13 protein-coding genes are annotated in these 15,054 nt (G+C 64.7%); 5 read left to right on the forward strand and 8 right to left on the reverse strand.

Translation table 11 applies throughout. The annotated features are described in order from the left end of the window. Positions 1-8: 8 nt before the first annotated feature. The 6 genes from KIH76_RS06840 to KIH76_RS06865 form a co-directional block, all read right to left on the reverse strand. Positions 9-1,040, reverse strand: a complete 1,032-nt coding sequence (locus KIH76_RS06840) for a 3-isopropylmalate dehydrogenase (RefSeq protein WP_214373712.1) — start codon at positions 1,038-1,040, stop codon at positions 9-11. Positions 1,041-1,106: 66 nt separating this feature from the next. Next, positions 1,107-3,668 (reverse strand): S9 family peptidase, encoded by a 2,562-nt coding sequence (locus KIH76_RS06845; RefSeq protein ID WP_214373713.1) that lies wholly within the window; start codon positions 3,666-3,668, stop codon positions 1,107-1,109. A gap of 62 nt (positions 3,669-3,730) precedes the next feature. Next, complete coding sequence (locus tag KIH76_RS06850; protein WP_219070011.1) at positions 3,731-4,903, reverse strand: App1 family protein; 1,173 nt, start codon at positions 4,901-4,903, stop codon at positions 3,731-3,733. A gap of 159 nt (positions 4,904-5,062) precedes the next feature. Then, positions 5,063-5,473, reverse strand: a complete 411-nt coding sequence (gene gcvH / locus KIH76_RS06855; RefSeq protein WP_214373714.1) for a glycine cleavage system protein GcvH — start codon at positions 5,471-5,473, stop codon at positions 5,063-5,065. Positions 5,474-5,572: 99 nt separating this feature from the next. Then, entirely contained in the window at positions 5,573-6,568 is a 996-nt protein-coding gene (locus KIH76_RS06860) for an NAD(P)H-dependent glycerol-3-phosphate dehydrogenase (RefSeq protein ID WP_214373715.1), read from the reverse strand. 172 nt (positions 6,569-6,740) lie between these two features. Next, complete coding sequence (locus KIH76_RS06865; RefSeq protein WP_214373716.1) at positions 6,741-7,634, reverse strand: lysophospholipid acyltransferase family protein; 894 nt, start codon at positions 7,632-7,634, stop codon at positions 6,741-6,743. Between the two features lie 174 nt (positions 7,635-7,808). On the opposite strand from KIH76_RS06865, the gene KIH76_RS06870 reads away from it, so the two are divergent. Next, complete coding sequence (locus tag KIH76_RS06870; RefSeq protein WP_214373717.1) at positions 7,809-8,453, forward strand: TetR/AcrR family transcriptional regulator; 645 nt, start codon at positions 7,809-7,811, stop codon at positions 8,451-8,453. Between the two features lie 278 nt (positions 8,454-8,731). Further along, positions 8,732-10,018, forward strand: a complete 1,287-nt coding sequence (locus KIH76_RS06875) for an MFS transporter (protein ID WP_214373718.1) — start codon at positions 8,732-8,734, stop codon at positions 10,016-10,018. 144 nt (positions 10,019-10,162) lie between these two features. Here KIH76_RS06875 and murA read toward each other — a convergent pair whose 3' ends face one another. After that, positions 10,163-11,491: a UDP-N-acetylglucosamine 1-carboxyvinyltransferase gene (murA, locus tag KIH76_RS06880; protein WP_214373719.1), complete on the reverse strand. Its 1,329-nt coding sequence runs from the start codon at positions 11,489-11,491 to the stop codon at positions 10,163-10,165. A gap of 270 nt (positions 11,492-11,761) precedes the next feature. On the opposite strand from murA, the gene KIH76_RS06885 reads away from it, so the two are divergent. Beyond that, positions 11,762-12,343 (forward strand): manganese efflux pump MntP, encoded by a 582-nt coding sequence (locus KIH76_RS06885; protein WP_214373720.1) that lies wholly within the window; start codon positions 11,762-11,764, stop codon positions 12,341-12,343. 293 nt (positions 12,344-12,636) lie between these two features. Here KIH76_RS06885 and KIH76_RS06890 read toward each other — a convergent pair whose 3' ends face one another. After that, positions 12,637-13,359, reverse strand: a complete 723-nt coding sequence (locus tag KIH76_RS06890; RefSeq protein ID WP_219069971.1) for a hypothetical protein — start codon at positions 13,357-13,359, stop codon at positions 12,637-12,639. A 244-nt stretch (positions 13,360-13,603) separates the two neighbouring features. Between KIH76_RS06890 and KIH76_RS06895 the strand changes: the two genes are divergently transcribed. Both KIH76_RS06895 and nth read left to right on the forward strand, forming a co-directional pair. Beyond that, positions 13,604-14,362, forward strand: coding sequence for a winged helix-turn-helix transcriptional regulator (locus KIH76_RS06895; RefSeq protein ID WP_214373722.1), 759 nt, complete (start codon positions 13,604-13,606; stop codon positions 14,360-14,362). 6 nt (positions 14,363-14,368) lie between these two features. Beyond that, the gene (nth, locus tag KIH76_RS06900; protein WP_214373723.1) at positions 14,369-15,025 is read left to right on the forward strand and encodes an endonuclease III; all 657 of its coding nucleotides are present in this window, start codon (positions 14,369-14,371) and stop codon (positions 15,023-15,025) included. Positions 15,026-15,054: the final 29 nt, after the last annotated feature.

The raw sequence follows: 15,054 nt of genomic DNA on the forward strand, positions 1-15,054 counted from the left end.
CGAATCCGTCAGATGCGGGCGAGAATGTCCTCGCCGACCTGATCGGTGGTGCGCTGGGTGGAACCGAGTTCCTCGATGTCGGCCTCGACGGCGGCGTGGATCTTCTTGGCCGCATCGTCGAAGCCGAGGTGTTCGAGCAGCATGGCGGCGGACAGGATCGCGGCGGTCGGGTTCGCGATGCCCTTGCCGGCGATGTCCGGGGCGGAACCGTGGATCGGCTCGAACATGGACGGGTATTCGTTGGACGCGTTGATGCAGCCGGACGCCGAGTAGCCGACACCGCCGACGACCGCGCCGGCCTCGTCGGTGAGGATGTCGCCGAAGAGGTTGTCGGTGAGGATCACGTCGAAGCGGGACGGGTCGGAGACGAGGTAGATGGTGGCCGCGTCGATGTGCGAGTAGTCGTGGGTGACCTCGGGGTATTCCTCGCCGACCTTGTCTACGATGCGCTGCCACATGTCGCCGGCGTTGACGAGCACGTTCTTCTTGTGCACGAGCGTGATGTGCTTGCGGCGCTTCATGGCCAGTTCGAAGGCGTAACGCACGACGCGTTCGACGCCGTACGCGGTGTTGATGGACACCTCGGTGGCGACCTCCTGCGGGGTGCCGCGGCGGACCGCGCCGCCCGCACCGCAGTACAGGCCTTCGGTACCCTCGCGCACGACGACGAAGTCGATGTCGCCCGGGTTGGCGAGCGGCGAGGTGACGCCCTTGTACAGCTTGGACGGACGCAGGTTCACGTACTGGTCGAGCGCGAAACGGAGTTTCAGGAGCAGGCCGCGCTCGAGGATGCCGGCCTTGATGCGCGGGTCGCCGACCGCGCCGAGGAGGATCGCGTCGGTCTTCTTGATGCGTTCCAGCTCGTCGTCGGGCAGGATCGCGCCGTCGCGCAGATAGCGTTCCGCGCCGAGATCGAAGGGTTCGTAGGTGAAGTCGGCCACGCCTTCGGCGGCCTTCTCGAGGGCCTTCTGCGCCCACGGGGTGACTTCCTTGCCGATGCCGTCGCCGGGGATCACGGCGATTGTGTATGTCTTGCTCATAGCACGCGAGACTACACGCGCGCCCACAGGCCGGCCGCGAACCGCTCAGCCTGTGGACACACGAGCTCAGTGCAGGATGCTCATCACGCTCAGGCACCACGCGTTCTCGTAGGAGACCTCCTCCCACTGCTTGTAGCGGCCCGTGGTGCCGCCGTGCCCGGCCTCGACCTCGATCTTGACGATCGCGTCCACGCCGGCCGCCTGCAATCGTGCCACCCATTTGAGCGGTTCGACGACCAGCACGCGCGTGTCGTTCATCGACGTGGTCACGAACAGCTTCGGGAACACCGGCTTCCCGTCCGCATCGCGCCGCCACGACACCGCGCCGCCCGAGTCCGGCGCGTTCTCGTACGGCGTGTACGACTTCATATACCGGTACACGTCCGCGTCGTGCAACGGATCGCCCCACTCGTCCCATTCGGTCACTGTCAGCGGCAGCGACGGGTCGAGGATCGACGTGAGCGCGTCCACGAACGGCACGTCCGCCTCGATACCCGCATACCGGTCCGGCGCAAGGTTCGCCACTGCGCCCATCAGCAGGCCGCCCGCAGAACCGCCGTTCGCCACGGTGCGCCGCCGGTCGGCCAGTCCGGCCTCCTGCAGCGCGACGGTAGCGTCCACGAAATCCTCGAACGAATGCTTCTTGTTGAGCCGCCGCCCCTGTTCGTACCACGCGCGGCCCATCTCGCCGCCGCCACGGATGTGCGGCACCGCGTACAGCACGCCGCGGTCGAGCAGACTCAGCCTGGACACCGAGAATCCCGGATCGGAGCTGATCTCGTACGCGCCGTAGCCGATGATGAACATCGCCGATTGCGACACCGGAATATCGCGCCGCCACGCGAGCGACACCGGGATCTGCTCACCGTCGCGCGCGGTGATCCACACGCGACGCTCCATATAGTCGCGCGGATCGAAGTCGCCGAGCACAGTGGCACGTTTGAGCAGCCGGTCCTCGCCGCTCGCCGGGTCGATGTCGTGCAGTTCGCCGGGACGCGTGTAACTCGAGAACGAGTAGCGCATGCGCGGCGCATCGTACGAGGGATTGCCGGACGATCCGATCGAATACAGCCGTCGTGTCTCACCGGGCAGCAGATCGTCGGCCGCGCCATCCCACGTGTCGACCATCTGCGGCTCGCGTGAGCCGGTCAGATCAGCCGCGTCGTCACCGGACTCGTCGCCTGTCCCAGCCGACGCATCGCGATGCGGGTGCGGGCCGGCCGCATCGTCGCCGCTCATCGACGCTGCCGTTTCCAGGTCGTCGGCATCCAAATCGGCGTCCCAGTCCCCCTCCAACGCGGGCGGCGTCAGCTCGCGGAACGCCCACGGACGACCGGCGAGGAAATCGGCCGCGGCCCGTTCCTTCGTCATGATCGCCACGCGCGGCAGACCGTCCGTGCGGTAGGCCAGCGACACGAAATGCCGGTACATCGCGATGCCTTCGATCGCCAGCCCGTGCGTCCCCTGCAGCACGGCCGGATTGGCAGGATTGAAGTACGCTTCGCCGATACGCCGCACACTCGCGCCCGGCTCGAATCCATCGCCGCGCTCGCAGCCGTACGGCGAACCGACGGCCACGCGCACGCCCTCGCCGAGCCGGTACGGAGGCTTATGCGAACGCATATCGATCACGTCGATCTCGAAGTTCGGATTGGACGCGTTGTGGTAGACGATCGCGAGCGGAATGTCCTCGCCATGCTCGCCTGCGCCCTCGAAACAGGCGAAGCTGACATCGTATTCGATGTCGGCCTGCCGCGGAATGAACACCGAGAACTCGCCTTCGGGCGTGTCCATCGGCAGCATCCACACTTCGGTCGAGGTTTTGGAACCGGTGCCAATCACGATGTTGCGCTCGTCGAAGCTCATGCCCACGCCGACCCAGAACCGTTCGTCGTCCTCGCGGTAGACCTCCGCGTCCTGCTCGACCGGCGTGCCGACCTGATGCCGACGCACCGCATACGGCCGCCACGCATCATCCACCAGCACATAGAACACCCATTTGCCGTCCGGAGTCAGGCTCGCACCGCCGATACCCTCCAGCAGATCAGGCAGTTCCTCGCCGGTGTCGAGGTCGCGGATGCGGAAATCGTAGCGTTCGTCGCCGCTCGTGTCCACGCCGTACAGCATCCAGCGGCCGTCGCGGCTCAGTTCCAAGCCGCCAAGCCGGAAGAAATCATGGCCCTGCGATTCGCGGTTCGCGTCGAAGATGATCTGTTCGCCGGGCAACGATCCAGGTTCGCTCGACGCGTCGACCTGCGGCGGCTCCCAATCGTCCTCGCCGCGCACCGGCATGCGGCATTGCAGGCCGTACTGCTGCCCTTCGACGGTGCGCGCGAAATACCAGTAGCCGTTCATGCGCGTCGGCACCGACATGTCGGTCTGTTGGATGCGCGATTTGAGTTCGCCGAACAGCGTCGACCGCAGTCCCGCAAGCCCGGCCATGCGCGCGTCGCAGTACTGGTTCTGCGCGGCGACGTACTCGCGCACGTCGGGCGAGTCCTTGTCTCGCATCCATTCGTACGGGTCGGTGAACGTGTCGCCGTGGAACGTGCGCTCGTGCGGGATTCGTTTGGCTGCCGGGGGCTGCGGCATTGCGGCGGCTTCGGCAAACTGCTCTTCGTCGGTCATGATCGCCCATTGTAGTGACCGGCTCCAACAGGCCGACGCGAACCGACCGGCAGGCCGGACCGTCAGAGCGCGTGCTGCTTGAGATACGGCAGCATGGTCTTCATGAGGTTCGCACCGGTCGTGCCAGTGAACACAGGCACTTCGGTCACGGGCATCGGCTGGGTGGACGTGGTGCCCACCACCGACGAGAGCGGCGAGTATTCGCGCGGGGACAGCTGACGGATGCCGATCGCGATCACGCGCCCCGGGTAGCGACGCGTGATCGTTGCATACGTTGTCGGATCCTTCTGCCCGTCGTCGCCGATCAGGATGAACTTCATGTCCGGGAAGTCGGCCATGAGCTGTTCGGCGAATTCGAGCTTGTGCTGTGGGCCGGTCGGGATGAAGGTCTTGGGTCGCGGGTCGAGGTCGCGCAGCAGCAGCGGCCCCTCCGGGAAGCCGTGGTCGATGATGAAGTTGCGAATCGAGCTTTCGACGTTCCACGGCGAGGTGGACAGGTAGAAGAACGGCGCGTCCGGGTACAGGTCGGCGAGCTTGGTGAACAGCACGCTCATGCCCGGCACGGAGGCCTTCTTCTTCGGGTTGAGGAACAGCAGGTTGTACAGGGCCTTCCACAATGTGGGCGCCTGCGTGATCATGATGGTGTCATCCACGTCGGAGATGATGCCGATTTTGGCGCTCGCCGGGATCGTGAACAGGTTCGCGGACACCGGACGGCGGCGTTCGACCTGATAGGTGACGCGATGCACGCCCGGTTCGAGCCGATGTTCGGCCACGAGATCAAGATAGCCGCTGGTGTCGGAGATCGCGTATTCGCTGTTCGTGCCGCGCGCGCGGTCGAACCGGTCGTAGGTTTCGGGTTGGCCGACCTGCACGGTTTCCAGAGGCATGTCGTCGATGGCGATACGTACTTGGCGATGTGGCGCAGGGATGGCGAGCATGCCACGGATGCCGCGCGTCAGTTCGCCGCTGCGGGCGTTGGCCGGCGCGTAGACCGTGCGGCAGATCAATCGCGAGTAGTTTTCGGTGCCGTATCCGACGTATGGTTCGATGTTCGGATACCATCCCCAGCCGGTGACGATCGGCGTGGAGAAACGCAGCCACGCACCGAACGTGCGCGTGATGGCACGGCGGGCGACGCGCACGAGGATCGGCTTGTTTTCGATGCGCTCGTGTTTTGATGCGGCGTCGAACGTCGTGACGACCTTACGCGCGGGAATCGGCACGGTTGCCATGTCGTCGGCGTCCGTGCCGCGCTCCGCGTCGTCGTTCGGGGCAAGCCCCGTCGCATGCTGCTGTATCCTGCTCATGCTTCCACTATACGCCGGCCATTATCCGAATTTTCTTTACAGAACCGTCACACAAGCTGAATGCGGACTCCGTCGCATGATCGGTCACGAACGGATGATCTTGGCGTACTCCTCGGCGGTGAGCAGATCAGGTTCGTCGTCGTCCAGTTCGATCTTGAGCAGCCATCCCTCACCGTACGGGTCGCCGGTGATGACGCTCGGATCGTCGGACGCCTCGCGGTTGACGTACCTGACGGTGCCGGAGACTGGGCTGACGAGCGGTTGGACGGCCTTGGACGACTCGAGTTCGACGATCTCGTCGCCGGATTCCACGCGGTCGCCCGGCTCGGGCAGGTCGACGAACACGAGTTCGCCCATCTGCTCGGCCGCGTACTCGGTGATGCCGATGATCGCCGGCGACGCGGATTCATCGACCCATGCGTGCTCTTCGGAATACGACAGATGATCAGGAATGTCGAGGTTCTCGGGGGTGTCGGTGTCGTTGACGTCGCTCATGGGCGTCTCCTTTCGTGGGATGGATGCGGGTTGTGGTGGATTATATGGGAGGTCGCGGCAAGTCCCGACGCCGAGACGGAGCGCGCCGCGACCGTGCGTTCACTCTTCGGTGATCTCGTCGCCGAACAGCAGGCCGAGCATCTCCTGGCAGGAGATGCCGTCCGCGAGCACGCGGCTCATCGCACAGGCCAGCGGCGTGGCTACGCCGAGCTCCTTGCCGAGCGCGACGACCGCGTCGGTGGTGGGCACGCCTTCGGCCACGCCGTTGCTGGCCTTGGTGGCCTCCTCGACGCTCAGTCCCTTGCCGAGGTTCGCACCGAACGTGTAGTTGCGGCTCAGCGGGGAGCCGCAGGTGGCGGTCATGTCACCCACGCCGGCGAGGCCAAAGAAGGTCTTGACGTCGGCGCCGGCGGCCTTGCCGAGGGCGGTCAGTTCCGCCAGTCCTCGGGTCTCGATCATCGCGGCGGTGTTCTCGCCGTAGCCGGCGCCGCGGGCCATGCCGACGGCGAGCGCGGTCACGTTCTTGAGCGAGCCGCACATTTCGAGGCCGATGACGTCGCGGGTGACGAACGCCTTGAAGTAGCTGTTGGTGCAGGCCTTGGCGACCTTGCGCGCGTTGTCGAGGTCGGCGCAGCCGACGACGGTGGCGGCCGGCTGGCGGTCGGCGACCTCCTTGCTCAGGTTCGGGCCGGAGACGGCGGCGAAGCGTTCGGCCGGCAGGTCGAGGGCCTCGCGCACGACTTCGTCCATGCGCTTGGAGGTGGTGCGTTCGATGCCCTTCATGAGGCTGACGACGATCGCGTCGGACGGGATGAGGTCCTTGAATTCGGCGAGCGCGACGCGGGCGAACTGCGCGGCGATGGCGACGACGACGATCTCGGCGTCCTTGACGGCTTCGGCGCGATCGCCGGTGGCGGTCATGTTGTCGGGCAGCTGCTCGACGGACGGCAGACGCACGCCGTTGTGATGATGGTCGCGGATGCCTTCGACGATCTCGGGCTCGATGGCCCACATGGTCACGTCGTTGCCCGCATCGGCCAGCACCTGCCCGAAGGCGGTGCCCCATGCGCCTGCGCCCAGTACCGTAATCTTCATACCGTGTTCTCCTTATATTTCATTCCTATAGATTCTTGGCCCCCTCAGTTGAGAGGGCTGTCAGCGTAGCTGACTGGGGGAGTGTCAACGCTTCGGAACGCCAAACTACCGACTACCCTTCAGCCGATCCACGGCCGACAGCTCCCCTGACAAGGGGAGCCGAGAAAGCGGTTCACCCCTTCACCCGGCTCATCGTCCGGTAGTCCCAGTACCCGTCGGGCGCGTCCTCGCCACGGATCTCGGCCATGATCTCGGTCATCCGCACGCGAATCCGCCGCGTCAGTTCGTCGGCGGCCGTTTGAGGCACACCATCAATTCCCTCGGCCCACGCATCGCTGTCTTCCAGCAGATCGGTGTAATCGAGCCGCGTGTCGTAGCACATGACCACGTTCTTGCGTGGCCACGGCCACCAGTGGTTGATGCTCGCCGCACCCCACGTCACCGCGCAGAACAGCGGCACCTGGATTCCGAGCCGGCGCGACGTCTCGAGCGCGATCACGCCGACGCCATTCTTCATGCTCATCGGCCATTTCTTCGGGTCGCGCGTTACCGTGCCCTCCGGCCAGACGGTAAGCGGACGGCCGGAGGTGAGGATCTCGATCGACGTCTCCTCGATTGCCTTGGCCTTGCCGGAGCGGCGCTGGACGGGCTGCATGCCGACGATCTGGAACCATTTGCCGATCAGCGGCCAATGTGCCATCTCGGCCTTGGCCATGTAGCGAGGCCGGCGGCCCATGTGGAAGAGGCTCGCCATCGGCACGAACACGTCGAACATGGTCACGTGCGTGGCGGCGGTGATGAACGGGCCGGTTTCGGGGATGTTGTCGAGTCCCCATGCGAGCGTCTTGCAGCTGGCGTTGAAGACCACGTCGACGCCCTTGAGCAGGCGTTTGGTGCCTTTCGGATGCTGCGCGTCGATTTCCGGCTGGTTGATGCGCCGGTTCGGCCCGGTCGGCAGGTCACGCATCGGGTCGACCAGATGATGCCGCTTGGCGAGCCGGGCGACCTGCTCGTTGGAGAGCGGCTTGACCGCGGATCGCGGCGACGGTTTTCCTTTGGATGCCATGTGCCCTATTGTGCCGCAACCCACGAACGACGGCCCGTGCGGCAATCATCGTTCACGCCACGCCATATAAATGTTTGATTGATACATACCGACCGACGGTATGTATAATGATGGCGGCACGGCACACGACTGCTTCGTCGGCAGATCGGATCACCGGGCAGAAATGAGACGACCATGGCACGCAACGCACATCCCGAAGTGACTGAACAGCGCATCCTCGACGCCGCCCGCGAACTGTTCATGGAACAGGGCTACGAAAAGACCTCCGTCCAAGACATCGTCGACCGGCTCGGCGACCTGTCGAAGGGCGCGATCTACCACCATTTCAAGTCGAAGCAGACGATCCTCGACCGGCTCGGCGACGACGATGCGCGACGCATCGGCGAACAGAGCAAGGCCGTCTTCGAGCGCGAGGATCTCGACGGGCTGCATAAAATCCGTGAACTGTTCAAGCTGTCCGCATCCGACGAGAGCCATCGCGACATCAACCGCGTGGCGATGCCACTGCTGGACGATCCGACGTACTTCACCGACAACATGCGGTTCTGGTCGGCCGAACTGCCCAAGCATTTCCGCCCGCTCATCGACGAGGGTGTGCAGGACGGGTCGATTCCGACCGAATACCCGCAGGAGGCGGCGGAGATGCTCGCCTTGCTCACCAACTACTGGCTGCTGCCGCACTTCTACCCCGCCACCGCATCCCAGCTCGAGCACCGCATCCGATGTCTCGCCGCGATGCTCGACGCGATCGGCGTGCCGGTCTTCGACGACGAGCTCATCGCCATGACCGCACGGCTCTACACCGACTTCGGCGGATAAATCGCCCTCTTCCAAAGTCCATTTGTCACTAGAAGAAAGAGCCTTCTGGCGGCAACCGGCCTCTGGAACGCCCCTCGGAGACCGGTTGCCGATATCTTCGAGAGTTGCTGGCAGGAAACGGTCTCATCGACACGTGTAAGCGACCGGTTGCCGCCAACTTCACAGTCTTCTAGCGTAAAACACCCGCTACCGCGGCTTCCATCACCATCATGCCGTAATCGCCATCATTTTTCATACCGTCGGTCGGTATGAAAAACCGACCCAACCAAGGAGCCCTCATGACCATCAGCAACGATTCGGACATCGCACAGCCGAAACTGGACCATCCCCATTCCCCACTCGTCTCCCGCGACTTCATCCTGCTCGTCGCCGGCCAAGGCATCTCGCTGTTCGGCAACATGATGCTGCGCTTCGCCATGTCGATGTGGGTGCTCGACGAAACCGGCTCGGCCGCCATCTTCGCGTCCATCCTCGCCGTCTCCATCGTTCCGACGATCCTGCTCTCCCCGTTCGGCGGCGTGCTCGCCGACCGGATAAACCGCCGCACGATCATGGTCGCACTCGACGCCGCGTCCGCCATACTCGTACTCGCCAGTGCACTCGCGTTCGCCGCGATCGGATTCGACATCGCCGCGATCGCCGTCATGCAAGTGGCGCTCGCCGTGCTCGGCGCGTTCGAGACGCCGACCGTCCAGGCCGCGCTTCCCCAAATGTTCCGCACGCACGGATCGGCGACCTTGCGCCGCGCGATGGCCGTCATCAACCAAGTGCAGCAGTTGAGCTCCCTGTTGCCGAGCTTCCTCGGCGGCGTGCTGTACGCGATGGTCGGCATCCACGTGATGATGGCGATTACGATCGCGAGTTTCGCCGCGGCGGCCGTGCTCGAATGGTTCATCCGCCTCGCTGCCCCCGATCGCACGGCCGACGGCGACCGGCTGCCCACGCCGATCGAGGATCTCAAAGCCGGGCTGCGGTTCCTCACGCATGATCGGCCGGCCGTGTTCCATCTGGCACTGTATGCGGCGGCGATCAACTTCGTCACAATCGGCTATTCCGCGGTCGGATTCCCGTATACGATCCGTACCGTGCTCGGATTCGACGCGACCGTGTACGGCATATCTGACGGATTGGTCGGCGTGGCGGGCGTAGCCGGCGCGTTTCTTGCGGGTCTGTTCGCCGCGCGTCTCGCCGTGCGTCATCTGCCGGCCGCGACCGCCATGTTCGCGCTGACCACGCTGCCGCAGGGCGGCGTATTTCTGCTGCCGATCGGTCCGAAAACACAGCTCGCGGTGCTGGTGACCGGCATGTGCGCATCAGTGATCGCGGCCTGCTTCACGAATCTCATCGCCATACCGGCGATCCAGCTGAGCACGCCGGAGGCAATGACCGGCAAGGTGATGGCGATGTTCTCCGCATTATGCATGTGCGCCCAGCCACTCGGTCAGATGCTGTACGGCTGGGCCTACGATCGCTTCCCCGTCGCGGCGGTGCTGCTGGTCTCGGCCGCCGCACTGGCCATAGGAGCGTTGGCCGTCATCCCCATCGCCAAACGGCTCGATTCCTAAATCGAACACACTCCCCCGCGGGTAACCTCCGGATGCCGTCACCAAGCCGCCCCGCATCAGCCAAGCAGCGACAAACAAGCGGCCGGCACCCGGAACAGCAATCCGGTTGCCGGCCGCTACGATCTCACCGCGTGTCAGCCACGATCAGTCGAAGTCCGCGCCGAGCGCCTCGAGCTTGCCGCGGAAGTCCGCATAGCCGCGGTCGATCAGCGAGATGCCCTGCACGTTCGACGGGCCGGACGCCGCGAGTGCCGCGATCAGGTGCGAGAAGCCGCCGCGCAGATCCGGTACGTCGATGTCGCGGCCGGTCAGCGGGGTCGGCCCGAAGATCACGGCCGAATGCTTGTAGTTGCGCTGCTGGAAGCGGCACGGCAGCGATCCGAGGCATTCGCGGTACAGCTGGATCGTCGCGCCCATCTGCACGAGCGGCTTGGTGAAGCCGAACCGGTTCTCGTACACGGTCTCGTGCACGATCGACAGGCCGTTCGCCTGGGTGAGCGCCACGACCAGCGGCTGCTGCCAGTCGGTCATGAATCCGGGGTGCACGTCCGTTTCGATCGCGACCGGCTTGAGGTCGCCGCCCGGATGCCAGAAGCGGATGCCTTTGTCGGTCACGTCGAATTCGCCGCCGACCTTGCGGAACACGTTGAGGAAGGTCATCATCTCCGGCTGCGTGGCGCCCTTGACGAAGATGTCGCCTCGCGTGGCAAGCGCCGCCGACGCCCAGCTCGCGGCCTCGATGCGGTCGGTCAGCGCGGTGTGCGTGAAGCCCTTGAGCTCCTTGACACCTTCGATGCGGAACGTGCGGTCCACGTCCACGGAGATGATCGCGCCCATCTTCTGCAAGACGGCGACCAGGTCCATGATCTCCGGTTCGATGGCCGCGCCGGACAGTTCGGTCTTGCCTTCGGCGAGCACAGCCGCCAGCAGTGTCTGCTCGGTGGCGCCCACGGACGGGTACGGCAGGTGGATTTTCGCGCCGTGCAGACCGTCGGGAGCGGAGATGTGGATGCCGTCCTTATGCTCCTTGTCGACGGTCGCGCCGAGTTTGCGCAGCGTTTCCAGATGGAAGTCGATCGGACGTCCGCCGATCGCGCAGCCGCCGAGCGCCGGGATGAACGCCTCTCCGAGGCGGTGCACAAGCGGGCCGGAGAACAGGATCGGGATGCGCGAGGAGCCGGAAAGCGTGTCCACGTCGGCCACATCGGCCAGCTGGACATGCGTGGCGTCGATCGTGACGACGCCGTTCTTGCCGTCCACGTCCACGTCCACGCCGTGCAGACGCAGCAGGTCGGACACGACGTGCACGTCGCGGATCTCGGGCACGTTCTTCAAGACCGACTTGCCGGGCGCAAGCAGGGCCGCGACCATCGCCTTGCTGACGAAGTTCTTCGCGCCGCGCACCTTGATGGTGCCGTTGAGGGGCTTGCCGCCCTCGACATGCAGGATATCGTCCTTCGGATCCTTGACCACGCTGACCTCTTTCGACTCTCGCGCCACTAACGGCGGACGTGCGCCCGCCTGACTATCCAACAGTTTGCCACAAGGTATGTGCGCGCCCCGTGAAAGACGCTGGGAGCGAAGTTGGTGTATACTGGCTCCTCGTAATTGACGACATGCGAACAGCATTCGCTTCGGATTCAAAGCCCGGCTGGCTGCCCGGCAGTTCTCAGTGTCGGTACCCCTAGGCGTAGGCGGATACACGTATCCCGTCGAGGCCCATCCCGTGGGGAGACCGGCGGGATGAACCTTGGTAAACCAGCTATGTTGCAGACATTTCTCATTGCCTTGTCCGTATCGATGGACGCGTTCGCCGTGTCGATCGGCAAAAGTCTGACCGTGCGTAAGCTGCGCGGGTTCGACGCCCTCAAGACGGCGCTGTGGTTCGGCGGTTTCCAGGCCCTGTTCCCGCTGCTCGGATTCTTCTTCGCCAAGACGTTCGCGCACTATGTGACTGCGGTCGATCATTGGATCATCTTCGCGCTGCTCGCGTTCATCGGCGGCAACATGATCCACGAGGCGTTCGAGGAGGACGAGGAGAACGCGAAGGAGACCGCCGAGTTCGACTGGAAGCATATGCTGCCGTTGGCGGTGGCGTGCAGCATCGACGCGTTCGCGGTGGGCGTGAGCTTCGCGTTCATGAAGGTGGACGTGTGGTCGTCGGTGGTCACGATCGGAATCACGACCGGCGCGTTCTCCGCGGCCGGACTGTATATCGGCCGCATGTTCGGTTCACGCTGGCAGAAGCCGGCGCAGATCGCCGGTGGCGTGGTGCTGATCCTGATCGGACTGAAAGTGCTGCTCGAGCATCTTGGCGTGCTCTGACCCGGAGCCGTCCCTGCCGAGCCCCGTAGGCCCGTAAGAGGCCCGTAAGTGGGTGGATCCGGACCGGTACGCCGCCGTGTCACCCCATAAGTGGGTAAATCCGGATCGAATTGGCTCCCATATTCAGTAAGTGGGTGGATCGGTACCAGTAACGACCGAAATAACGGTCTAACTGGTACCGATCCACCCACTTACGATATCGACGGTCCGATTTCACCCACTTATCAGGGATGGAACCGGACCGTTCAGCGGCGGAAACCGGATCGTCGGCACGGACGATCAACGGATCATCGTCAGATCATGGATGCGATCATCGTGGCGGCCGGGATCAGTGCGCCGGACAGCAACGTCGGCAGCACGACGATGCCGAGCCACGGGGCACGCGCATGTTCGTCCGGATCGGCCTCGGCCATCCACCAGTTCGCAGCGACGGCAAGTCCGATAAACAGCAGGATCACGACGGCAGACAACACGATCACGGACGTACCGTCGGATCCCATATCGGGTGAAGCCATGAGATCGGGCAGGAACAGCCAACCCGGCGCCCCGATGAGCGCCACGCCCTCGATCACGGTGTGCGACAGCCCGCGAATCAGATGCGAACGTTCGGCGCGGGCCATCTGGCGCGCGAACGACACGACGATCAGCACGACCAGCAAACCGCCGACGCCGACGAACCACGTGATCTCGTTGCCCACCGAGGTCGGCACGTCATCGGCCAGTTCGTCGATCCAATCAAAGGTCAGCCAGCCCGTGAACGCCGCGACGAACGAGAGGATGCCGGCGACCGCCGCGATCACATGCCCGGCCACACCGTCGCGCAGCGGCGAGCAGACCATGAACGCGATCATCAGCACGGCCGTCCACACCGCCAGCCCGGTCGCGCCGGCACCGCCGAAAGTCAATACCAGCAACGGTGCCGCGGCCACCACCGCAAAACCGGCCGTATACACGCTCGGGAACGGGGCCCCCGCACCAACCGTCACGTTCGCCCCAGCGTCACGCCGCTCACTCATAGATACGCTCCTCGCCGCCCGTGCACCATCGCCCAGGCCCGTACGCAGGCCAGCCGCTGCCGCCGCGAGCTGATCTTACAAAACAACTCCTGCACCTTATCCTACGTCCCCGGCCGCCAAACCTCTCCCGGGCGTCAAACCGCGCCGCCGTGTCCACATCGTGCGCGTACAATGAGGCGAAATCGTGAAACCCATTACGATACGGGTTAACGTCATGTGAACGTTATCTATAAGGGGGCGAACAGTGACGGATCTTACGCTGATGACGTTCGCGGCCGATCCCGCGACCGTGCTGCCGTCCCTCGCCCTGCTGTCGCACCGCGTCCGCGTGCTGCCGATGGACGCCGCAAGCCTGGTCAAAATGCCGGAGAACACGATCCTGTTCCTCGACGCGCGCGACGATCTGGCCACGGCGAAAACCCTGTGCCGGCTCATCCACGCGTCCGGCCTGTCCACGCCGATCGTGCTCGTGCTCACCGAAGGCGGCTTCACGGTGGTCAACTCCACGTGGGGCATCGCCGACGTGGTCGTCTCCTCCGCGTCGCCGGCCGAAGTGGAAGGCCGCTTGAGGCTTGTCTCCGAGCGCGGCAACTCGCCGCTGGGCTCCGGCACGAACGGGTCCGCCGGCGCCAGCGAACCGGGCACGGTAAACGCGGACGGCCAGATCCGCTCGGGCGATCTCGTGGTCGACACGAACGGTTACACCGCCTCCCTGCACGGCCATCCGATCGACCTCGCGTACAAGGAATTCGAACTGCTCAAGTACCTCGTGCAGCATCCGGGCCGCGTGTTCACCCGCGCCCAGCTCCTGCAGGAGGTGTGGGGCTACGACTACTACGGCGGCACCCGTACCGTCGATGTGCACATCCGTCGTCTGCGTGCCAAGCTCGGCGGCGAATACGAGCATCTCATCGGCACCGTGCGCAACGTCGGCTACCGTTTCGATCCGCCCGAGGACGAGGCGGACGGCCTGGCTGCCGAGCCGGCGCCGGCCAAGAACTGATCCACGATGCGCGAATCGAAGCAGGCGCGGCTCAAACGCATGCACGCCGAATACGCATTGCTGTGCAAGGAGATTCCCGCTCCCAAGTGCGCCTTGAACTTCGCCAATCCCTTCGAACTGCTCGTGGCCACGGTCTTAAGCGCCCAGACCACCGACAAACGAGTCAATTCGGTCACACCCGCCCTGTTCGCCGCATACCCGGATGCGGCGTCGCTGGCCGCGGCGAATCCGGAAACCATAGAGGACATCATCCGCCCGCTCGGCTTCTTCCGTTCGAAAACCCAGCATCTGCTGGGACTGGCCAGCGCGCTCGACCGTGATTTCGGCGGTGTAGTGCCGCGCACGATGGACGAACTGACAAGTCTGCCCGGAGTCGGCCGCAAGACCGCGAACGTGGTGCTCGGCAACGCGTTCTCCATCCCCGGATTCCCGGTGGATACGCATGTGATGCGCGTGACCGGCCGGCTGCACTGGCGCAGCGACTGGCGGATCGCGAAATCCGACCCGGTCAAGGTCGAACGCGAGATCTGCGCATGTTTCCCGCCCGAGGAATGGACCGATCTGTCTCACCGGCTGATCCTGCACGGCCGCGCCGTCTGCCACGCGCGCAAACCCGACTGTGCCGCCTGCCCGCTCAACGCCACCTGCCCCTCCGCTCAGTAGCCGGCACCCCCTAGGGAGCGCCCCTCGCT

It is taken from the genome of Bifidobacterium simiiventris (assembly GCF_019331715.1).
Classification (GTDB): Bacteria; Actinomycetota; Actinomycetes; order Actinomycetales; family Bifidobacteriaceae; genus Bifidobacterium; species Bifidobacterium simiiventris.